The organism is Mesorhizobium sp. B2-1-3A (genome assembly GCF_006442655.1).
Classification (GTDB): Bacteria; Pseudomonadota; Alphaproteobacteria; order Rhizobiales; family Rhizobiaceae; genus Mesorhizobium.
Map to the genome: position 1 here is coordinate 43,681 of NZ_VFWK01000010.1, position 19,465 is coordinate 63,145.

General features: G+C 63.6%; 19 protein-coding genes. 6 read left to right on the forward strand and 13 right to left on the reverse strand.

The window, feature by feature from the left end:
• Window positions 1–199 precede the first annotated feature (199 nt).
• The 9 genes from FJ977_RS32875 to FJ977_RS32915 all read right to left on the reverse strand — a co-directional run bounded on the left by FJ977_RS32875 (window position 200) and on the right by FJ977_RS32915 (window position 10,197).
• Window positions 200–1,315, reverse strand: a complete 1,116-nt coding sequence (locus tag FJ977_RS32875) for a branched-chain amino acid ABC transporter substrate-binding protein (RefSeq protein ID WP_140776546.1) — start codon at window positions 1,313–1,315, stop codon at window positions 200–202.
• Window positions 1,316–1,452: 137 nt separating this feature from the next.
• Window positions 1,453–1,800 (reverse strand): DUF6867 family protein, encoded by a 348-nt coding sequence (locus tag FJ977_RS32880; protein ID WP_140776548.1) that lies wholly within the window; start codon window positions 1,798–1,800, stop codon window positions 1,453–1,455.
• Between the two features lie 17 nt (window positions 1,801–1,817).
• Complete coding sequence (locus FJ977_RS32885; protein ID WP_140776550.1) at window positions 1,818–2,546, reverse strand: ABC transporter ATP-binding protein; 729 nt, start codon at window positions 2,544–2,546, stop codon at window positions 1,818–1,820.
• Window positions 2,546–4,066, reverse strand: coding sequence for an ATP-binding cassette domain-containing protein (locus FJ977_RS32890; RefSeq protein ID WP_140776552.1), 1,521 nt, complete (start codon window positions 4,064–4,066; stop codon window positions 2,546–2,548). Before FJ977_RS32890 ends, FJ977_RS32885 begins: the two co-directional genes overlap by 1 nt.
• Window positions 4,066–5,661 (reverse strand): high-affinity branched-chain amino acid ABC transporter permease LivM, encoded by a 1,596-nt coding sequence (gene livM / locus FJ977_RS32895; RefSeq protein WP_140776554.1) that lies wholly within the window; start codon window positions 5,659–5,661, stop codon window positions 4,066–4,068. The genes FJ977_RS32890 and livM overlap by 1 nt, the downstream gene beginning before the upstream one ends.
• Window positions 5,662–5,665: 4 nt before the next feature.
• Window positions 5,666–6,568: a branched-chain amino acid ABC transporter permease LivH gene (locus FJ977_RS32900; protein ID WP_140776556.1), complete on the reverse strand. Its 903-nt coding sequence runs from the start codon at window positions 6,566–6,568 to the stop codon at window positions 5,666–5,668.
• A gap of 335 nt (window positions 6,569–6,903) precedes the next feature.
• The gene (locus FJ977_RS32905) at window positions 6,904–7,905 is read right to left on the reverse strand and encodes a 4-hydroxyproline epimerase (protein ID WP_140776558.1); all 1,002 of its coding nucleotides are present in this window, start codon (window positions 7,903–7,905) and stop codon (window positions 6,904–6,906) included.
• A 15-nt stretch (window positions 7,906–7,920) separates the two neighbouring features.
• On the reverse strand, window positions 7,921–9,240 hold the full coding sequence (locus FJ977_RS32910; protein WP_181180141.1) for an FAD-binding oxidoreductase: 1,320 nt from the start codon (window positions 9,238–9,240) through the stop codon (window positions 7,921–7,923).
• A gap of 63 nt (window positions 9,241–9,303) precedes the next feature.
• A complete protein-coding gene (locus tag FJ977_RS32915; RefSeq protein ID WP_140776560.1) occupies window positions 9,304–10,197 on the reverse strand; it encodes a dihydrodipicolinate synthase family protein in 894 nt (297 codons plus the stop codon).
• Window positions 10,198–10,266: 69 nt separating this feature from the next.
• On the opposite strand from FJ977_RS32915, the gene FJ977_RS32920 reads away from it, so the two are divergent.
• Window positions 10,267–10,959: a GntR family transcriptional regulator gene (locus FJ977_RS32920; RefSeq protein WP_140776562.1), complete on the forward strand. Its 693-nt coding sequence runs from the start codon at window positions 10,267–10,269 to the stop codon at window positions 10,957–10,959.
• Window positions 10,960–10,967: 8 nt separating this feature from the next.
• Here the strand turns inward: FJ977_RS32920 and FJ977_RS32925 are convergent, their stop codons facing one another.
• Together FJ977_RS32925 and FJ977_RS32930 are read right to left on the reverse strand one after the other, a co-directional pair.
• A complete protein-coding gene (locus tag FJ977_RS32925; protein WP_246683388.1) occupies window positions 10,968–11,279 on the reverse strand; it encodes a hypothetical protein in 312 nt (103 codons plus the stop codon).
• Between the two features lie 227 nt (window positions 11,280–11,506).
• Window positions 11,507–11,830 carry a helix-turn-helix domain-containing protein gene (locus FJ977_RS32930; protein WP_181180148.1) on the reverse strand — a complete coding sequence of 108 codons (324 nt, stop codon included), beginning with the start codon at window positions 11,828–11,830 and terminating at the stop codon, window positions 11,507–11,509.
• Between the two features lie 155 nt (window positions 11,831–11,985).
• Here FJ977_RS32930 and FJ977_RS32935 point away from each other — a divergent pair, with 155 nt between their 5' ends.
• Together FJ977_RS32935 and FJ977_RS32940 are read left to right on the forward strand one after the other, a co-directional pair.
• Window positions 11,986–12,315 (forward strand): nuclear transport factor 2 family protein, encoded by a 330-nt coding sequence (locus tag FJ977_RS32935; protein WP_140776566.1) that lies wholly within the window; start codon window positions 11,986–11,988, stop codon window positions 12,313–12,315.
• The gene (locus tag FJ977_RS32940) at window positions 12,312–13,112 is read left to right on the forward strand and encodes an SDR family oxidoreductase (RefSeq protein WP_140776568.1); all 801 of its coding nucleotides are present in this window, start codon (window positions 12,312–12,314) and stop codon (window positions 13,110–13,112) included. Before FJ977_RS32935 ends, FJ977_RS32940 begins: the two co-directional genes overlap by 4 nt.
• Window positions 13,113–13,370: 258 nt before the next feature.
• Here FJ977_RS32940 and FJ977_RS32945 read toward each other — a convergent pair whose 3' ends face one another.
• A complete protein-coding gene (locus tag FJ977_RS32945; protein ID WP_140776570.1) occupies window positions 13,371–14,867 on the reverse strand; it encodes a CoA-acylating methylmalonate-semialdehyde dehydrogenase in 1,497 nt (498 codons plus the stop codon).
• 161 nt (window positions 14,868–15,028) lie between these two features.
• Between FJ977_RS32945 and FJ977_RS32950 the strand changes: the two genes are divergently transcribed.
• A complete protein-coding gene (locus FJ977_RS32950; RefSeq protein ID WP_140776572.1) occupies window positions 15,029–15,907 on the forward strand; it encodes a LysR family transcriptional regulator in 879 nt (292 codons plus the stop codon).
• A gap of 133 nt (window positions 15,908–16,040) precedes the next feature.
• Here the strand turns inward: FJ977_RS32950 and FJ977_RS32955 are convergent, their stop codons facing one another.
• Entirely contained in the window at window positions 16,041–16,616 is a 576-nt protein-coding gene (locus FJ977_RS32955) for a hypothetical protein (RefSeq protein ID WP_140776574.1), read from the reverse strand.
• Between the two features lie 203 nt (window positions 16,617–16,819).
• Here FJ977_RS32955 and FJ977_RS32960 point away from each other — a divergent pair, with 203 nt between their 5' ends.
• Together FJ977_RS32960 and FJ977_RS32965 are read left to right on the forward strand one after the other, a co-directional pair.
• Window positions 16,820–17,263, forward strand: coding sequence for a hypothetical protein (locus FJ977_RS32960; protein WP_140776576.1), 444 nt, complete (start codon window positions 16,820–16,822; stop codon window positions 17,261–17,263).
• Window positions 17,260–19,419 carry a phosphatidylserine/phosphatidylglycerophosphate/cardiolipin synthase family protein gene (locus tag FJ977_RS32965; RefSeq protein ID WP_140776578.1) on the forward strand — a complete coding sequence of 720 codons (2,160 nt, stop codon included), beginning with the start codon at window positions 17,260–17,262 and terminating at the stop codon, window positions 19,417–19,419. Before FJ977_RS32960 ends, FJ977_RS32965 begins: the two co-directional genes overlap by 4 nt.
• Window positions 19,420–19,465 lie beyond the last annotated feature (46 nt).

The following is a 19,465-nucleotide window of genomic DNA, read 5'->3' on the forward strand; positions in this document are numbered from 1 at the left end:
TGCTTTAAACCGATTTAAATCAATTATCCGGCCAACACTCGCACGCCTTGGCCCGAACCGGCGGAACAAGGGCGACAATTCCAATCCTGGATGCGCTCTTGCCCGGCCAGGAAGAAGGTCATCGGCCGCCGCGGAACGCCAAAGAAAATGCCCGGCGCAACGCGCCGGGCATCATGGATATCAGACCTGCTGGAGCAGCTTATTTCGGGAACCAGGAATACTTTCCGTCGTCCTTCTTCTTCCACTCGTACATGATGTAGCCCGGCAGCTTCGGGTCGCCCTTGGCGTCATAGGCGAGATCGCCCAGAACGGTCGGGTACGGTCCGTTTTCATGCAGTGCCTTGGCAACAGCCTGCGGGTCGTTCGACTTGGCGTTGGTGGCCGCCTCGGCGATCGCCTGCACGGCGGCATAGGCGTAGAGCGTGTAGGCTTCGGGCTCGAAGCCCTGCGCGCGGAACTTCTCGACGAGTTCCTTGTTGGCAGGGATCAGGCGCGGGTCGGGACCGAACGTGTTGAGCGTGCCGGCGACAGCGTCGCCCGCGATCGCGGCAAGTTCGTCGGTGACGATGCCGTCACCCGACATCAGCGTTGCCTTGAGGCCCTGGTCCGCCGACTGGCGGATGATCAGGCCGGCTTCGGTGTGCAGGCCGCCCCAGTAGATCAGGGTGACGCCGGCTTCCTTCATCTTGGCGATCAGCGCCGAGAAGTCCTTGTCGCCGACATTGACGCCTTCATACATCACTTCCGTGACGCCGGCGGCATTCATCGCCTTCTTGGTTTCATCGGCAAGGCCCTGGCCGTAAGGCGTCTTGTCGTGCACGACGGCGACCTTGGCATCCTTGAAATTCGCGGCGATATAGGCGCCGGCGATGCCGCCCTGCTGGTCGTCGCGTCCGCAGGTACGGAACACGTTCCACAGGCCACGCTCGGTGAACTTCGGATTGGTCGCGGCCGGCGTGACTTCGACGATGTTGTTTTCAGCGTAGACTTCCGAGGCCGGGATCGACACGCCCGAGTTGAAGTGGCCGACCACGAACTTGACGCCGTCGCCGACGAACTTGTTGGCGACCGAGATGCCCTGCTTCGGATCGGAGACGTCGTCGCCGACTTCGAGCTTGATCTGCTCGCCGTTGATGCCGCCCTTGGCATTGATCTCGGCGACGGCCGCCTCGGCGCCCTTCTGCAGCTGTGCGCCGAACGCCGCGTTCGGGCCGGTGATCGGGCCGGCAACGCCGAACATTACATCAGCCCACGCGTTGCCGCCGAACGCGACGAGCGCGGTCAGGGCCACGGCGGACAAAAGTGACTTTTTCATTTAAACGCTCCCATTAACGGAGTGGGCGTGGATGAAGCTTTCATGCGATGCCCACCCTTATCGCAGAAAGCATAGTTTGCCGATTTTCAGGCACTTGTCACGCCGATTCATCCCTGACGCGGCGTTAATGATGAGCCTCAACCTTTGGGTTTCCAGCTCAAGATTGAAGCTCTTTCGTAGAGCCAATTATACTGTGTGACCATCTGGTTGGTTCGTGTGTATTGATAGCCGACGAAGCCCAGTATCATCAGTACGATGGTGTCGACGATATAGTAATGCAGCGAGAACATCGTGCCGTTGAACAGCGCATGGTGGATGAAGCGGATGCCGATGCCGAGCCCGATCAGATAAGCGAACAGCTGGATGAAGCTGCGCCATGTCTGGGCGCTGGCCTTGCCGGTCATCCAGGCTGCCCAGCCGCCGAGCAGGCAGGTGACGAAGAAGAACTGCCAGATTGACGGTTCTTCGTAGAGAATGCCTTGCATGGTGAGGACTCCTGAACTCAGTGATGTCCGCCTTCGAGATAGGCGGCGCGCACTTCCGGATTGGCGAGCAGTTCCTTGCCGGTGCCGCTCATCGTCACATTGCCGTTGACCATGACATAGCCGCGCGTGGCGAGCTTCAGCGCGCCGAAGGCGTTCTGCTCGACCAGGAACACGGTCAGCCCTTGCGTGCGGTTCAATTCGCGGATGGCATCGAAGATCTGCTTGACGATCAGCGGCGCCAGCCCCAGCGACGGCTCGTCGAGCAGAAGCAGTTTCGGCCGCGCCATCAGCGCGCGTCCGATCGACAGCATTTGCTGCTCGCCGCCCGACAGCGTGCCGCCGCGCTGGGCGATGCGCTCCTTCAGCCGAGGGAACAGCGTGAACACCTTCTCGACGTCCTCGTCATAGTGCTTGAGGTTGTCGAGGCTGGCGCCCATCTGCAGGTTTTCCATCACCGTCATGCGCGGGAAGATGCGCCGGCCTTCGGGTGATTGCGCGATGCGCATGCGCGCGATTTCGTGCGTCGGCAATTGGGTGATGTCGGTGCCGGCGAAGGTGATGGTGCCCGTGCGGGCGCGCGGAGCCCCGAAAATGGTCATCATCAGCGTCGACTTGCCGGCGCCGTTGGCGCCGATCAGCGCCACGATCTCGCCCTCGTTGACGGAGACATCGACGCCGTTCAGCGCCCGGATGTTGCCGTAGTAGGTCTCAACGCCCTTGATATCGAGCAGCCTTGTCCCGGCCATTATTTGCCCCCTCCACGCTTGCTCGACACAGGTTTGGCCGCAGCCTTCCCCGAAGCCGCACTTGCGGTCTTCGATGCCGCACTGGCACTCTTTGCCGAAGCATGGCTGGTCGCCACCTTGCCCGCGTCGACACGGCGCGAGAATTCCGTATCCTTGCCCTGACCGAGCAGCTTGGCCTGCTTGACCCACTCCTCGCGCGCGATGCGCCCGTCGAAGGCGAGATAGGCTTCGGCCGCCTCGACATCGGCCTTCTTCCAGGCGCCGATCTGGTCGAAGTGGAAGATGCCGTGTTCGTTGAGCTTCTTCTCGTTGACCGTGCCGATGCCCTTGATGCGGGTCAGATTGTCCGCCTTGCCGCCACGAGGAGCGGCGAGGCGGTTCGAAACGCCTTCGGCCTTTGCCGCGGGCGCCTTGGTGGCGGTTTTCTTCGGTGCGGCCTTCGCCGCTCCGACCTTCGCGGCCGGCCTTGATGGTGTCCCGACGGGTTTGCTCGCCACGGTGGCCGCGCGGGCATCGACCTGCGCCGCTTTCGAGGCGCCCTTCGACACAGTAACGCGCTCGCCATCGCTGTGTCCGACGGTGTCGGTCACCGGTCCTGCCAGGTAGGACGACGATGTCCCCGGGCCATGCGCGGCATCCGGCCCGATGTCGAGCTGTTCAATGACGTCCTCATCGCCGACCTCGGTCAGCACGGTCTCGACCTCCTCGTCGTCGACGCCGAGATAGGCGGCGATGACGCGCGGATCGGTGCGCACCGACTGCGGATTGCCGTCGGAGATCTTGCGGCCGTATTCCAGCACCACGACGTGGTCGGAAATCTGCATGACCACCGACATGTCGTGCTCGATCAGGAGGATTGAGGTGCCGGTCGTATGCTTGATGTCCATCAAGAGTTCGTTGAGTGCAGCCGATTCCTTCGGATTGAGGCCGGCCGCCGGCTCGTCGAGGCACAGAAGCTCGGGCCCGGTGCACATGGCACGCGCGATCTCGAGACGCCGCTGCGCGCCATAGGGCAGGTCGCCGGCCGGATCGTCGGCCCGGTCGACGAGATCGGCCTTCTCGAGCCAGTGCCTGGCCAGGTCCACCGATTCAGCCGAGGCCTTGCGGTAGCCGCTGAAGCCGAACAGACCCAGGATCGTATAGCCCGATGCCTTCATCAGCTTGTTGTGCTGGGCTACCAAAAGGTTCTCCAGCAGCGTCATGCCCGAGAACAGGCGGATGTTCTGGAAGGTACGCGCCACCTTGGCGCGCGCCGGGATCTCATGGTTGGGCAACCGTTCGAGCAGATAGCTCGAACCGTCGGCACGGTTGAGCGTGATCATGCCTTCCGACGGCTTGTAGAAGCCGGTGATGCAGTTGAACACGGTGGTCTTGCCGGCGCCGTTGGGGCCGATCAGCGCCGTGATCTCGCCGCGCCTGGCGGTGAAGGACAGGTCGCCGATGGCGACCAGGCCGCCGAACTTCATCGACAGATGATCGACCTGCAGGATGGATTCTTTCATTTGCGTGGTCGCATTCATCAGCCGTGGCCCTCCTTGGTGAAGGAGCTTGAGACAGCTCTTCGCTCCTTGAGGAAGGCGGTTGGTTCACGACTGCCGACGAAACCGCGCGGCTTCCACAGCATGACGATGACCATGGCCATGCCGAACAGAAGCATGCGGTAGAGTTCCGGCGTGAAATCAGGCCCGAAGACCTGCTTGAGGAAGTCGAGTTCGCGCAGCGCCTCGGTGCCCCCGATCATCACCATCGCGGCGACCGCGATGCCGACCAGCGACCCCATGCCGCCGAGCACGACGATGGCCAGGATGATGGCCGATTCCAGGAAGACGAAGGATTCGGGGCTGACGAAACCCTGCCGCGCGGCGAAGAACGAGCCGGCGAACCCGCCGAACATGGCGCCGGTGGCAAACGCCGTCAGCTTGGTCGTCGTCGTGTTGATGCCGAGCGAGCGGCAGGCGATCTCGTCCTCGCGCAGCGCTTCCCATGCACGGCCGACTGGCATGCGCCGCAGCCGGATCGTGACGAAGGCGGTGAGCAGCGCCAGCCCCAGGATCAGGTAGTAGAGGAAGATCTTGTAGTAGGCGCTCGAGGTCGCGAGGTGCAGAACCTTGGCAATGTAGTTGGGGTCCGAAACGTTGAAGGTCATCAGGCCGAAGAAGGTGACTTTCGGAATGCCTGAGATGCCGGCCGAGCCGTTGGTCACGTCGCGCCAGTTGATCAGCACCAGGCGGATGATCTCACCGAAGGCCAGCGTCACGATCGCCAGGTAGTCGCCGCGCAGGCGCAGCACGGGGAAGCCGAGCAGCACCCCCCACAGCGCCGCCATGGCGCCCGCGGCCGGCAGCAGGATCCAGAACGACAGGCCGAAATGGGTGGCGAGAAGCGCGTAGGCGTAGGCGCCGACTGCGTAGAAGGCGACGTAGCCGAGGTCGAGCAGGCCGGCGAGGCCGACGACGATGTTCAGTCCCCAGGCCAGCATCACATAGATCAGGATCTGGATGCCGAAATTGTCGACCCATTTCAGCGAGCCCTGCAGCCCGGTGGCGACAGACCACGACATGAGCGACAGCACGACGACGACAAGAATCGGATAGAGCACCAGCGCGGCAATGCCTAGCTTGGTGAAGTTGGCATGGATGAAGCCACGGAAATAGTAGATCACGCAGGCCAGCGCATAGATCACCGCCAGGGCGCGCAGGAATTGCAGGTAGCCGGCCGGTTCCGCTCCCACCCATCCGGCGAGCGAGCTGTTGAACACGAACAACAGCACCGCCGCGACAATGGCCCCGATGAAGGCCGGCAGCGTGAAGAAACGCGACGCCACACTGGCCGGCAAAAGGCCGGTGGCTACGTTGGCGACCTTCTGGTTGGCCATGAAGGGTTGGCCGTAGGCGACGTAGAGGAAGCGTCCGACCGCGGTCGCGATGACCACGGCGGCGAGCAGGCCCCAGCGCTGCACGACGACCAGTTCGTTGGACATGTTCTGGTCGGTTCTGAGCCCGATGAACAGCACGAACAGGCCAAGCGCGATGGCGCCGGCATAGAACGCCTCGCGCAATGCGCGCGAAAAGGGGTTGGCGACGGTGTCGCGGTCGGGAGAAACGGTCACGGCCATGGTCTCATACCTTTTCGACTTCTGGCCGGCCCAATATGCCGGAAGGCAGGAAGATCAGCACGATGGCCAGGATCGAGAATGCCGCCACGTCCTTGTAGTCGATCGAGAAATAGGCCGACCACATGCTCTCGATGAAGCCGATCAGCAGCCCGCCGAGCACGGCACCGGGAAGCGAGCCGATGCCGCCAAGCACCGCCGCGGTGAACGCCTTCACCCCTGGGACGAAGCCGTCGGAGAAGGCGATGACGCCGTAATACATCAGGAACAGCGTGCCGGCGACGGCGGCAAGGGCCGCGCCCATGATGAAGGTGATCGAGATTGTCCGGTCGACATCGATGCCGAGCAGCGCGGCCATCTTGCGGTCCTGCTCGCAGGCGCGCTGGGCGCGGCCAAGCGAGGTCCTGTTGACCAGGTACCAGAACAGCGCCAGAAGCAGCGCCGTGACGACGACGATGATGATCTGCTTGAGCGACACGCTGACGCCGTTGATGTTGTAGACTTGGCTGACCATCGGCGGGATCGGCTTGTTGCGCGGGCCTTGCGTGACCTGGACGAAGTTCGACAGCGCGATCGACATGCCGATGGCTGTGATCAGCGGCGCCAGCCGGAACGAACCGCGCAGCGGCCTGTAGGCCACCTTCTCGATCGTCCAGTTATAAAGGCTGGTGAGCAGCATCGCCACGATCATCATGACCAGCAGCGCGATGACCACGGGCACGGAATAAAACAGCGCGCCGAGGATGAGGAAGACGATCAGCGCCGTGAAGGCGCCCACCATGAAAATGTCGCCATGGGCGAAGTTGATCATGCCAATGATGCCGTAGACCATCGTGTAGCCGATCGCGATCAGCCCATAGATCGATCCCAGCGTCAGCCCGTTGATAAGCTGCTGGACAAAGTACTGCATGTGTACATGGCTCCCCTGGAATGTCGCCCATGCAGACGCATCCCTTTTCGTATTTCCCCTAGTCGTAAAGTTTCGAGCCCGGATTGCAACGTGATTTTTTTGATCGCCCCGCGTGTTTCCGATTCACGTCGTTCCGACCGCCCATTCTTTGCACCCGACCCTGGACTATCGCGGACCCTATCATTGGCATAACGCAATGTCCTTGATGATTCAGACGTATAATGCGCTCCGTTTCGAAGAAACTGCCGTCAAAATTAGGTGATGGGACGAATCGTTGCGTTCCCGGCAGGGTTCATTCTTTTGCCGCATACCTTTCCGCAAGGGCAGGATTCCTCCTACTTGACAACAAAACCATGCGCGAACGGATCGCGGTCATCGATGAAGATCGTGTTCAGTCCGGTCATCCGTGCCCAGCCTCCGATCGAGGGAATGATCGCCGGCTTGCCAGCCACGGTGACCTCCTTTTCGACCTTGCCCTTGAACAGCGAACCGATGATCGATTCATGCACGAAGGCATCGCCGGCCTTCAGCTTGCCCTTGGCATGAAGCTGCGCCATGCGCGCCGAGGTGCCGGTGCCGCACGGTGAGCGATCGATCGCCTTTTCGCCGTAGAAGACGGCATTGCGGGCATCGGCCCCTTCCACTGTCGGCTCGCCCGTCCACAGCATGTGCGAGAGTCGGTTGATGCCGGGGTTTTCCGGATGCACGAAGGTGTATTTCTCGTTGAGCCGCTGCCGCACCACCGGGCTCCAGGCGATAAGGTCGCCGGCCGAATAATCCGCCATGTCGCGAAAGTTCTTCTGCGGCTCCACGATGGCGTAGAAATTGCCGCCATAGGCGACATCGACGGTGATCTCGCCGAGCCCGGGGCATTCGACCGTCAGGCCTTCGGCATGGAGGAACGACGGTACGTTGGTGATGCGCACCTCTTCGACATATTCGCCGACCTGTTTGTATTCGGCGATGACCAGGCCGGCTGGCGTGTCGAGCCTCAGCACACCTGGCGTCTTCGGCTTGATCAGCCCGTGTTCGATCGCCATCGTGACCGTGCCTATGGTGCCGTGGCCGCACATCGGCAGGCAGCCGGAGGTTTCGATGAACAGGATCGCGATGTCGCAATCCTCGCGCGTCGGCGGATAGAGGATCGAACCCGACATCACGTCATGGCCGCGCGGCTCGAACATCAGGCCGGTGCGGATCCAGTCATATTCAGCGAGGAAGTGCGCGCGCCTTTCCATCATGGTCGAGCCGGCAAGCAGCGGGCCGCCGCCGGCGACCAGCCGCACCGGATTGCCGCAAGTGTGGCCGTCGATGCAGAAGAAGGATTTCTTGGCCATGTCGCTCCTCGAAAATCAAAACCGTTGTGGGCTGAAAGGGGCCAGATCAACCGGCGGAGTCTGCCCCAGGACGAGTTCCCGGATCAACCGCCCGGTCGCCGCCGCCTGGGTCAGGCCGAGATGGCCATGGCCGAAAGCATAGACAACCGACCGGCTTGCCGGTGCCTTGCCGATGACAGGCACCGAATCCGGCAGTGAGGGCCGGAACCCCATCCATTCGCGGCCGCCGGACGGGTCGAGCCCCGGCAGGAATTGCTGCGCCTTCCGCAACAGCGCCTTCGACCGGTTGAAATTGGGCGGCCGCTCGATACCGCCGAGTTCGACCGCACCGCCGACGCGCAGGCCGGTTTCGAGCGGCGTGATGACGAAGCCATGGCCTGAGAAGATCAGTTGCCGCCTCACGTCGAAGGCGCTCCGCGGCAAGGTCGTATTGTAGCCGCGCTCGGTCTCCAGCGGGATGCGGTCGCCGAGCTGCCGCGCCAAGAGATGCGACCAGGCGCCGGCCGCGACCACGAGCTGCCTGGCTTGCCGGCTCGTGCCGTCGGCCAGTGTCAGCGTCGCGCCATTCTGGTCCGTCGCCACCCGGTCGATGCGGGCCATTTCAAAGCGGGCACCCTTGGCCTCGGCGTAAGCCCATATCGCCTTGCCGAGCAGCTTGGGATCGGCGACCGTCTTCCAGCCCGGCACGAAGGTGCCCTTGATGAAGCGCGGTGAAAGGCCCGGCTGCAGATCCGCCAGACTTTCGCCCTCGACATGGCGGAAGCCGATGCCGAAACGTTCGCGCGCCGCCCAGCCCGGCAACGAGGCGCGGAACTCGGCTTCGCTTTCATAGAATTCGAGCGAGCCGTCCTCGCGCAGCATGCGCCTTGTACCGGAACGATCGAGCAGGCCCATCCATTCCGCTTCGGCGAGCTTCATCATGCCGGCCTGGGCGGCGAGGCTGGCCTCGTATTTCGCCGGTGCGCCGGCGCGCCAGAAGCGGATCAGCCAAGGCAGCAGCTTCGGCAGGTAGGCGGGTGGAATGCTGAGTGGGCCGAGCGGATCGGCCAGCCATTTCGGCAGATTCTTGATCATGCCCTTGTGCGCCAGCGGCAGCACGTCGGAGAAGGCAAAGGCGGCGGCATTGCCGGAGCTCGTTTCCTCGCAGATGCCGGTTCGGTCGAAGACCGTTACGTTTCGCCCCGCCTCGGCAAGGAAGGCCGCCGCGCAGATACCGATGATGCCGCCGCCGATGATGGCGATGTCTTCCCCTTCCCCCCGTTCACGGGGAGAAGGTGCCCGAAGGGCCGATGAGGGGCGGCGCCCCCCGTCTGGAGATTTGGAATTTCCCTGCACGTCGATGCTGCCTCTCCCCTGACCGCGACCATGTTCTCCCGGTGAACAGGGAGAAGAAAGCCCTCAGAACTGCGGCAGCTTCGGACGAACCGCCAGAGCGTCCTTGACGATCTTCTCGACCGCCTTGCGGCGCTCGCCCGACAGGGGCTGGCGCGGCATGCGCACACGGTCGTTGGTGTTGATGGCGAAGACTTCCGCGAGCTTGATGTTCTGCACCAGATAGGTCGAGACGTCGAGGTCGAGCAGCGGCCGGAACCAGCGGTAGATTGCGAGTGCCTCCTCGCGGCGGCCCTGCTTCATCAGCTGATAGATGGCGACGGTCTCGCGCGGGAAGGCGGTGACCAGGCCGGCCACCCAGCCGATGGCGCCGACCGACAGCGCCTCGAAGGCCAGATTGTCGACACCGGTGAACAGGTCGTAGCGGCTGCCCAGACGGTTGATGATCTCGGTCGAGCGGCGGATGTCGTCGGAGGATTCCTTGATGGCGACGAAGCGCTTGTCCGACGCCAGCTCCTCCATCTGATCGACGGTGACGTCGACACGGTAGGCAAGCCGGTTGGAATAGATCATGACCGGCAGGTCGCCGGCTTCGGCGACGGCGCGCAGCGCCGCGACCGTCTCTTCCGCGTTGGTGTGGTAGATCGGGCTTGGCACCACCATGAGGCCGTTGGCGCCTTCCTTGGCGGCGCGCTTGGCGATGCTGGCCGCCTCGCGGGTACCCGCCTCGTTGACCGTCAGCAGCACCGGCTTCTTGCCGGCGACTTTCTGCGCGGTCTTCAGCACCTCGATCTTCTCGTCATGCGACAGCATCGGCCCTTCGCCGAGCGAGCCGCAGACGATGATGCCGTCGCAGCCGGCCTCCATCTGCAGGTTGAAGCAGCGCTCCATCTCGGCGTGATCAAGGCGATCGTCGGCGGTGAACTTGGTCGTGACTGCAGGGAAAACTCCGGTCCACATAGCTATCTCTCCATCTGATATATCAGTCGTATATCTATTAAGAAAGCCGCTGTCAATGCGGAATCTGTTATGATATATTCTAGATATATCAGGAGACCGCCTTTGATATCCATCGAACCAGGATCGACATCCGAGCCGGCCGCGACCAAGGCCTACCGCGTGCTCGAGCACATGATCGTCACATTGGAGCTGGCGCCGGCGAGCTTTGTCACCGAGGGTGCGCTCATCGAAAGGCTGGCGCTCGGCCGCACGCCGGTGCGCGAGGCGATCCAGCGGCTGGCCTGGGAAGGGCTGCTCGACGTCAGGCCACGCGCCGGCATCGCGATCGCGCCGCTGCATCCCGGCGACTGGCTGCGCGTTCTCGACGCCCGGCGCGGCGTCGAGGTGGTGCTTGCCCGCTCGGCCGCCCGCTTCGTCACCCGCGAGGCCGCCGACCTGTTTCACGAGGCGGCGCTGGCCATGCAGAAGGCGGTCATCTCAGGCAATGTGCTTGCCTTCATCCAGGCCGACAAGGCGCTCGACGAAGCCCTGGCGCTGGCCGCCGACAACCCGTTCGCCGCCCGGCTGGCAGCGCCCCTGCAGACCCACAGCCGACGCTTCTGGTTCCGCTACAAGGCCGATACGGGCCTGGCCGAGTCAGCCGAGCATCACGTCGCGCTGATCCGCTCGATCCTGGACGGCGACGAGGAGGCCGCGGCCAAGGATGCCAAGCGGCTGATGGCGCTGCTGCGCGGTCATGCCGAGACGGCAGCGACGCGCTGAACGGGCGATCAGATCCCTTGCGCGGCGGCGATGGCGGTGTTCTCCCATCCATCACCGGTCGCGAAGATGCAGCTTCGGCCCTTCACATCGGTCACCAGCATGGACCAGGTCCCGCTCGCCGAAACATAGATCTCGACAATGGCGGCTTGGCCGACAACACCGTAGCCGATCTGCTTCTGTTGAAAGGCCCGCTCCAGTCCCGCGACGATGTCGCTGCGGCCGCCGCAGATAAACTGCGCCTGCGCCGATAGCGTCGACAGCGCCAGCGCGGCGCCGATCACAGCTATCCTGATCCATCGAAACGAAAATTTGTGTGCCATTTGGCACCTCCTTCGCCTTGGCGTTCCGGCAAAGGGAGGCACATGGGGCAGCCTCAATACACCGGAACGCTCCAGGCCGGGTTCGACGTCTTCATCACGTCACTCCTTCTGGTTTCCGGTCTGTCGTCAGGGAACTTTATCATTCCCTGGAATCGATATGGTGAGGTCCCGATCCGAAAACAAGCGTCATTTCTGAGCTCGCGGCGCGATGCAGACGACGACCCCCGTCAAGCTTCCTCGGGGTCGCGGAGTGCCGCCCATTTCAACAAGGCGTCGAGGGCCGGGCACAGGGCCTGGCCCCAATCGGTCAGGCAGTACTCGACCTTGGGCGGCACCTGGTGATGCACGATACGGCGCACGATGCCGTCGCTCTCCATCTGCCGCAGCTGCTGGATCAGCATTTTCTGCGAGATCGCCGGGATCGCCCGTTCGAGGTCGGAAAAGCGCAGTACCTTGCCGCCGAACAGGTGAAACAGGATCACCAGCTTCCAGCGGCCCTCGAGGATACGCAGCACATTCTCGACGCCGCTCGCCGCCGACAACGGCGTCAGTGTCTCGGACTTGCTTTCGGGTCCAACCTTACTTTCGGGTAAGTACCTTACTTTTTCGTCGGTTCTTGTCATTTCACCAGCATATCTCATTTTAGAAGCCGGACAAGCGCCGCCGGCCTCCGCCGGCGGCGACAACCCGCACCGGAGACGACACCATGACCGCAAACCTTCCGCAGCCGCTGGCCAACTATTTCGCCGCCAAGAACAGGCATGACATCGACGCCATGCTGGCGCCCTTCGCGTCGGACGCCACGGTCAAGGACGAAGGCAAAACCCATCGGGGTCCGGCCGCCATCCGCGGCTGGATGGAGGAGACGACACGCAAATACCGGGTGACCGTCGAGGTCGCCGACGCGACGGTCCATGGCGATGCATGGCGGATCGCCGGCATCGTGTCAGGGAATTTCCCCGGCAGCCCCGCGACGCTCCACTACGTCTTCACGCTGGCCGGCGACCGGATCGCGCGGCTGGAGATCGGCGCATGACCATCGTCCAGAAATTTGCGTTCGACGACCGGGAATTTGCCGGCAAGCGCGTTCTGGTCACCGGCGGCACCAAGGGCGCCGGCGAAGCCATCGTGCGCAGGCTTTCGGCGGCAGGCGCGATCGTTCTCACCACTGCCCGTTCAGCGACCGAAGCATCATCGCAAGAGCTGTTCGTGCAGGCCGATGTGAGCACTTTGGCGGGTACCGAGACAGTGGCCGCGGCCATAATGAAGCAGCTTGGTGGCATCGACATCGTCGTACACAGCGTCGGCGGTTCGAAAAGCCCCGGCGGCGGATTTGCCGGACTGACCGATCAGCTCTGGCAGGACGAACTCAGCCTCAATCTGCTGGCGGCGGTGCGGCTCGATCGCTTGCTGATTCCCGGCATGATCGAGCAGGGCGCAGGCGTGATCATCCACATATCGTCGATCCAGCGCCGCCTGCCGCTGCACGAATCCACCATCGCCTATGCGGCGGCCAAGGCAGCCCTTTCAACCTACAGCAAGGCGCTGTCCAAGGAACTTGGCCCGAAGGGCATCCGGGTCAACAGCGTGGCGCCGGGCTGGATCCACACCAGCGCATCGGAAGCCATGGTGAAGCGGCTGGCATCCCACTCGGGCTCGGATGAGGCAACCGCCCGCCAGGGCATCATGGATGCGCTGGGCGGCATCCCGATCGGCCGGCCGGCATGGCCGCAAGAGGTCGCGGAACTTGTGGCATTTCTTGTCTCGGACCGCGCTGCGGCAATCCACGGCGCCGAATACGTCATCGACGGCGGCACGATTCCAACGGTGTGACGTCATGCAAAAGAAAAGGGCACGACAAAAGCCGCGCCCTGATCGTGAAACAGATATCGGACTTAGTTCATCGTCGGGATGACGAATTCCACACCGTCCTTGATGCCCGCCGCGCGCCCCGCAGCCGAAGGCGAGGACGCGCAAACAAAAAACCGTCCGGCTAGTTCATCGTCGGGATGACGAACTCCGCACCGTCCTTGATGCCCGCCGCGCGCCCCGGAGCCGAAGGCGAGGACGCGCAAACGAAAAACCGTCCGGCTAGTTCATCGTCGGGATGACGAACTCGGCACCGTCCTTGATGCCGGACGGCCAGCGCGAGGTCACCGTCTTGGTCTTGGTGTAGAAACGGAAGGCATCGGCACCATGCTGATTGAGGTCGCCGAAGGAAGACGCCTTCCAGCCGCCGAACGTGTAATAGGCGATCGGCACCGGGATCGGCACGTTGACGCCGACCATGCCGACCTGGACACGGCTTGCGAAGTCACGCGCGGCGTCGCCGTCGCGGGTGAAGATGGCGACGCCATTGCCCATTTCGTGGTCGTTGGCGAGCTTGATCGCGCTCTCATAGGTCGGGGCGCGCACCACCGAGAGCACCGGCCCGAAGATCTCTTCCTTGTAGATGCGCATGTCTGCCGTGACGTTGTCGAACAGGCAGCCGCCCATATAGTAGCCGTTCTCGTAGCCCTGCATCTTGAAGCCGCGGCCGTCGACGACCAGCTTGGCGCCTTCCTTGACGCCGGTGTCGACGTAACCCTTCACGCGCTCCAGCGCCTGCGCCGTCACCAGCGGGCCGAAATCGGCGGCCGAATCCGTCGACGGGCCGACCTTCAGGCTCTCGACACGCGGAACCAGCTTCTCCATCAGCCGGTTGGCGGTGTCGTTGCCGACCGGAACCGCCACCGAGATCGCCATGCAGCGTTCGCCGGCCGAGCCGTAGCCGGCGCCGATCAGCGCGTCGACGGTCTGGTCCATGTCGGCGTCGGGCATGATGATCATGTGATTCTTGGCGCCGCCGAAGCACTGCACGCGCTTGCCGGCGGCCGTGCCGCGCGAATAGATGTAGTGGGCGATCGGCGTCGAGCCGACGAAGCCGACGGCCTTGATGTCGGGATCGTCGAGGATGGCGTCAACGACTTCCTTGTCGCCGTTGACGACGTTGAGGATGCCTGCCGGCAGGCCAGCCTCGAGGAACAATTCGGCGATGCGGATCGGCACGCCCGGGTCACGCTCGGACGGCTTCAGGATGAAGGCATTGCCGCATGCAATCGCAGGCGCGATCTTCCACAGCGGGATCATCGCCGGGAAGTTGAACGGCGTGATGCCGGCGACGACGCCGAGCGGCTGGCGCATTGAGTAGACATCGATGCCGGGACCGGCGCCGTCGGTGAACTCGCCCTTCATCATATGCGGGGCGCCGATGCAGACCTCCACCACTTCGAGGCCGCGCTGGATGTCGCCCTTGGCGTCGGCGATCGTCTTGCCGTGCTCGCGCGCCAGTATGTCGGCCAGTTCGTCATAGTCGCGGGCGACCAGTTCGAGGAATTTCATCAGTACGCGCACGCGGCGCTGCGGGTTGGTGGCGGCCCATTTCGGTTGCGCCGCCTTGGCATTCTCTACCGCCGCGCGCAGTTCCGCCTGCGAGGCCAGCGCCACCGTGCCGCGCACGGAACCATCCATCGGCTGCATGACATCTTGCTTGCGGCCGCTGGTGCCGGCGACACGCTTGCCGCCGATGAAATGACCGTATTCGATCATGATTTCTCTCCCTGGGTTTGTGATGCTGCATTGTCCGCCTTTGCGGGGTCGAAGGCAACGCGAGGGAGAACGCAACCGTTGTGCGAAAATTAGATATCGATTGACGAGCGCGCATCAATTCTCGCAAATAGCGGCCACAACATATCTCCTGGGGGATTCCCATGAACTGGGATGACGTCCGCATCTTCCTCGCCGTCGCCCGCGCCGGCCAGATCCTTGGCGCCGCCAGGCGGCTGGAGCTCAACCACGCCACCGTGTCGCGCCGCATCGCCGCGCTCGAAGACGCGCTGCGTACGAAACTCTTTCGCCGGCTGACCACCGGCAGCGAACTGACGCCCGCCGGCGAGCGCTTCCTCGATATTGCCGAGCGCATGGAGGGCGACATGATCGCCGCGCGTTCGACCATTGCCGGCGAGGACGACGTTTCGGGCACGGTGCGCATCGGAGCACCCGACGGCTTCGGCGTCGCCTTCCTGGCCAGGCGTCTCGGCGAACTGACCGCACTGCATCGCGAGCTGACGATCCAGCTCGTGCCGGTGCCGCGCTCCTTCTCCCTGTCCCGGCGCGAGGCCGATATCGCCATCACCGTCGAGCGGCCGACGGAAGGCCGGCTGGTGGCCGGAAAGCTGGTCGACTATTCGCTCGGCCTGTTTGCGTCGCGGACCTATGCCGATGCCAATGGTCTGCCCAAGACCGCCGCCGAACTCGGCCAGCACACGCTCATCGGTTATGTTCCGGATCTTATCGTCAGCCCATCGCTCGACTACGCGGCCGAGTTCAGCACCGACTGGCGCACCAGCTTCGCCATTTCCTCCGCGCTCGGCCAGGCCGAAGCGGTGCGCGCGGGCGCCGGCATCGGCATCCTGCACACCTTCGTCGCGCGTTCGATGCCGGAACTGGTCGCGGTCGACGTGGTAGCGCCCATCCGCCGCGCCTACTGGCTGGTCTATCACGAATCGGTCAGGCCGCTGCGCCGCATCCAGATTGTCGCCAGCTTCATCACCAAGGCGGTTGAGCGGGAAAGAAGCCTCTTCCTGTGAAACAATTCCAGGGAAAGCGTGAAACGGTTTTCCCGGGAAAAGCGCGTAGCGCTTTCCCTGGGGAATTGCGTCAAATCAGAAATCCGCAGCGGCTCGGCGTTTCCCTGAAACGATGAACGCCGTGGAAGCGCCGTCAGGGGCCATCGAGAATGAATGAGCCCGCCACCCGTTCGGCCTCATCGGCCAGCGGTGCCCATTTCTGCTTGGTTTGCTCGACCGTGTCGCCTGTGAGCCCACACGTCACGAGGCCGAAGCGCATACCGCGGATCGAAAGCACGACCTTGGCATGGCCAGGGAAACCGGCGTTGCCGTCGTCGATCCGGAAATCCATGTCGGCCATGCGTGCCGGATAGCCATCCGGGAACCGTATCAGCTTGTCGCTGCTGAAAACGGCAGAGGCGAAGGCGGCTCCGACCATCTCCTGCCAGGCTTCCACTGACCAGTCCGTTTCCATGAATGCCTTGGGATCGGCCGGCGAACCGGACGCCCGCGGGTCGTAGCGGCCGACCGATACCCGGCAGGTAAGGCCCTGGTCGCCGGATTTTACCTTCAGACGCATCGTCTCGCCGGAAGGCGGCTCGTTGGTCCATTCCTCCGGAAAGGTCAGCGAGAACCCGTTGTCGTGGTCGTGGACGGTCTTGTCGGCGGCATTGGCCGCCGAGGCGCAGAACAGCAACGCGATAGCCATGGCCGGAAAGCCGATACGCATCACTGGTGCTCGCTGGATACCATGACGAGATTTGTGCCCTGACAAAGGCAGCTATGCCGCCGCGACGATAACACGGCAAGGTGAAACACGCCGCCTTTTCCTTGCCATAAAACCGGCCAGTGTGGCATCAGGCATGCGGTCGCCGGCCACGAGGCAGGGCCACCGGGTGGGGAAAATCGTTCAGAAAGCTGGCGCGGATAAAAATGCGAGCCGTTCTTGCCATCCTGCCGCTGCTTTTGGTTTCCGCATGCGCCAATCCGTGGGCGAAGGTGCCGGAAGCCGAATTGCCCAAACCGATCCGCTACGCCATGGCCCGCCCCTCGCCTTTCGTCATCGGCAATTACTGCGGCCCCGGCACCCGCACCGGCGATCTGTCGGCCCGGCCGGTCGACCGCCTCGATGCGGTGTGCCAGACCCATGACGCCTGCTACATCGCCCGCCACAATCATTGCGACTGCGACGGCGCGCTTGTCGCCTCGGCCAGGGCAATCCGCGATGACAAGACGGCGCCGCGAAAAATGCGAGGCGAGGCGGAACTGCTGATCGCCACTTTCGCCATCCCGGTCTGCAAGGTTTTTCCGCAAGGCTTCATGCCGCCGCGCGACCCGGCGCAGTTGAGCGCCATGAAGGCCGGGGCCACCGGGTGAACCGCCGCGCATCCGCCATCCCTGCCGTGTTCGGACTGGTGCTCATCGCCCTTGCCGGCTGCGCCGGCGCAAGCCGCGATGCCTGCGACCTCCTGCCTGGCCAGCAGGCCTGCACACGGCCCTCGCTGTCGGCCAGCACGCCCGGGCCGCAGGTGGCAGCGTCGCAGTATTTTGGCGATACCGGCACCAACGACTATGAAAGACGGTTCCTGGCACTGCTCGCCCACAACCAGCTTGGCGCCATGGATCGGGCCAACGGCACCGGCCCTTTTGGGCGCGACCGCCGCGATGTCCAAAATAGCAACTTCCAGGCGACCTATTCGACGCTGCAGCAGCTGGCCGGACCGGTCGCCAAGGCGCATCTGCCCCCAGCCGGTGGCGGCAGCGGCGAGGGCCATTTCGCCGCACGCTGGCGGGTCTCGCGGCAGACGCTCTACATCGATGCGGCCGCGCGCGCCTCGGCACCCAAGACTTTCGATTTCTCCGGCCTGCAGGCACGCAGCACCGAGATCGTCGTGCGCCAGGCCGGCAGGCAGCCTGCCGACATCGAGGGCACCTGCGACGGCGCATTGGCGATCCGGGCCGCCGGAGCGTCCCGCACCATCGCCGCCGGCACAACATTCCGCTTTCGCCTGTCGGGCGAGAACGATGCGGTCAGCCTGTTTCCCGGCGACAGCCTGAGCCGCTGCACGGCGAGGATCCGTTCCAGCCTTGACCCGGCAGGCGCTCCGCTAACCATCCGGCGCGAAGAGACCGCCGATCCGGCACTCGCCAGCTTCGACAGCCGCTACCAGCGTTGCCCGGTTCCCGACGGCGCCGGCCTCGATGCGCTTGAGCGCGCCTTCTATGCCAGCCGCTGGCTGTCGCAGACCTGCGCCATGCCGATCGGCGCGCCCAGGCTCCTGCGCAAGTCGCGCGAGGGCTTCAACGCCAAGGTCGAGGCGCTGATGGGCGCGCCGCTGTCCGATGCGGCAATAGACAAGGGCGACCCGGAACTGCCGCTCGATTTCTCCCGGGCGCCAAGGCTGAAGCTGATCTATCTGTCCTCGCTGGAATTCAAGGCGGACTTTTCCGGCCGCATCATCGAACGGCTGATCCGCCATCATGCGGCCCTTGGCACCGAGGTGCGCATCATGGTCACCGATGTGCTGGAGCGCGACAAGGACGACGCCATGCTGCACCGGCTGGCGGCCGAGTTCCCCAATGTCCAGTTGCAGGAATACCGCTGGCGCGCCGATCATGGCGCGCCGATCGACGAGCAGATATCGCAACTGCACAAGACCCATCATATCAAGATGCTGGCGACGCTGGCGCAGGATCCCGCGCGCTCGCGCGTCATCATCGGCGGCCGCAACATCCATGACGGCTTCCTGTTCCACCAGCCGATCGATCTGTCGCGCTATCCGGACCTGCAGCAATACGGCAAGACCGACGGCTTTTCGCTGAACTACTATTCGAACTGGAGCGACTTCGACATCGAGTTCGCCGACAGGCCGACGGTCGAGACGCTCGCCGCACATCTGTCGACAATATGGCTGCGCGACGCCGACACCAATCTGGCGCGCCCCTTCTCCATCCCGGTTCGCGCCGATGGCCGCCCCTTGGGTAACGCCCGGCACTTCATTTCCGTGCCCTACGAGGACGACCATGCGCTGGAAGGCTATTTCGTCGAGCTGGTCGACGCCGCCCAGCACCATATCCAGATCGTCAATCCCTATCTCAATCTGACACCGAGCCTCGCCCAGGCCTTTGACCGGGCGCTCGCACGCGGCGTCAAGATCGACATTGTCGGCCGCATCGATCTCAAGGGCGATATCGGCGGCAAGTTCCTCACCGCGCTCAACAAGCTGTTCGTCGAGAAATATGGCGACCGCATCGACATCCGCGAGTTCAAGGCGCCCGACGTAGTGCTGCATTCCAAGATCATGATGATCGACGAAAGGCTGGTCGCCATCTCCTCGGTCAACCTCAACAACCGCAGTTTCTTCCACGATTCAGAGAACGGCATGATGGTGCTGGATCCCGCCTTCTATGTCAGGATGAAGCCCATCTATGACGACTATTTCGCCCACTCGAACCCGGTTTCCACCGAGGTGACGATCCCCTGGGCCTACCGGTTGCTGTTCGATGAGACCTGGGTCAGGCAGGCGTTCTGATGCAATTCCAGGAAAAGTGTGAAGCGGTTTTCCGTCCGGAATTGCA

Coding starts and splice junctions, on each gene's coding strand:
- FJ977_RS32875 (WP_140776546.1), bottom strand. CDS start 1,315: ATGAAAAAGTCACTTTTGTCCGCCGTGGCCCTGACCGCGCTCGTCGCG.
- FJ977_RS32880 (WP_140776548.1), bottom strand. CDS start 1,800: ATGCAAGGCATTCTCTACGAAGAACCGTCAATCTGGCAGTTCTTCTTC.
- FJ977_RS32885 (WP_140776550.1), bottom strand. CDS start 2,546: ATGGCCGGGACAAGGCTGCTCGATATCAAGGGCGTTGAGACCTACTAC.
- FJ977_RS32890 (WP_140776552.1), bottom strand. CDS start 4,066: ATGAATGCGACCACGCAAATGAAAGAATCCATCCTGCAGGTCGATCAT.
- livM (WP_140776554.1), bottom strand. CDS start 5,661: ATGGCCGTGACCGTTTCTCCCGACCGCGACACCGTCGCCAACCCCTTT.
- FJ977_RS32900 (WP_140776556.1), bottom strand. CDS start 6,568: ATGCAGTACTTTGTCCAGCAGCTTATCAACGGGCTGACGCTGGGATCG.
- FJ977_RS32905 (WP_140776558.1), bottom strand. CDS start 7,905: ATGGCCAAGAAATCCTTCTTCTGCATCGACGGCCACACTTGCGGCAAT.
- FJ977_RS32915 (WP_140776560.1), bottom strand. CDS start 10,197: ATGTGGACCGGAGTTTTCCCTGCAGTCACGACCAAGTTCACCGCCGAC.
- FJ977_RS32920 (WP_140776562.1), top strand. CDS start 10,267: ATGATATATTCTAGATATATCAGGAGACCGCCTTTGATATCCATCGAA.
- FJ977_RS32925 (WP_246683388.1), bottom strand. CDS start 11,279: ATGGCACACAAATTTTCGTTTCGATGGATCAGGATAGCTGTGATCGGC.
- FJ977_RS32935 (WP_140776566.1), top strand. CDS start 11,986: ATGACCGCAAACCTTCCGCAGCCGCTGGCCAACTATTTCGCCGCCAAG.
- FJ977_RS32940 (WP_140776568.1), top strand. CDS start 12,312: ATGACCATCGTCCAGAAATTTGCGTTCGACGACCGGGAATTTGCCGGC.
- FJ977_RS32945 (WP_140776570.1), bottom strand. CDS start 14,867: ATGATCGAATACGGTCATTTCATCGGCGGCAAGCGTGTCGCCGGCACC.
- FJ977_RS32950 (WP_140776572.1), top strand. CDS start 15,029: ATGAACTGGGATGACGTCCGCATCTTCCTCGCCGTCGCCCGCGCCGGC.
- FJ977_RS32955 (WP_140776574.1), bottom strand. CDS start 16,616: ATGCGTATCGGCTTTCCGGCCATGGCTATCGCGTTGCTGTTCTGCGCC.
- FJ977_RS32960 (WP_140776576.1), top strand. CDS start 16,820: ATGCGAGCCGTTCTTGCCATCCTGCCGCTGCTTTTGGTTTCCGCATGC.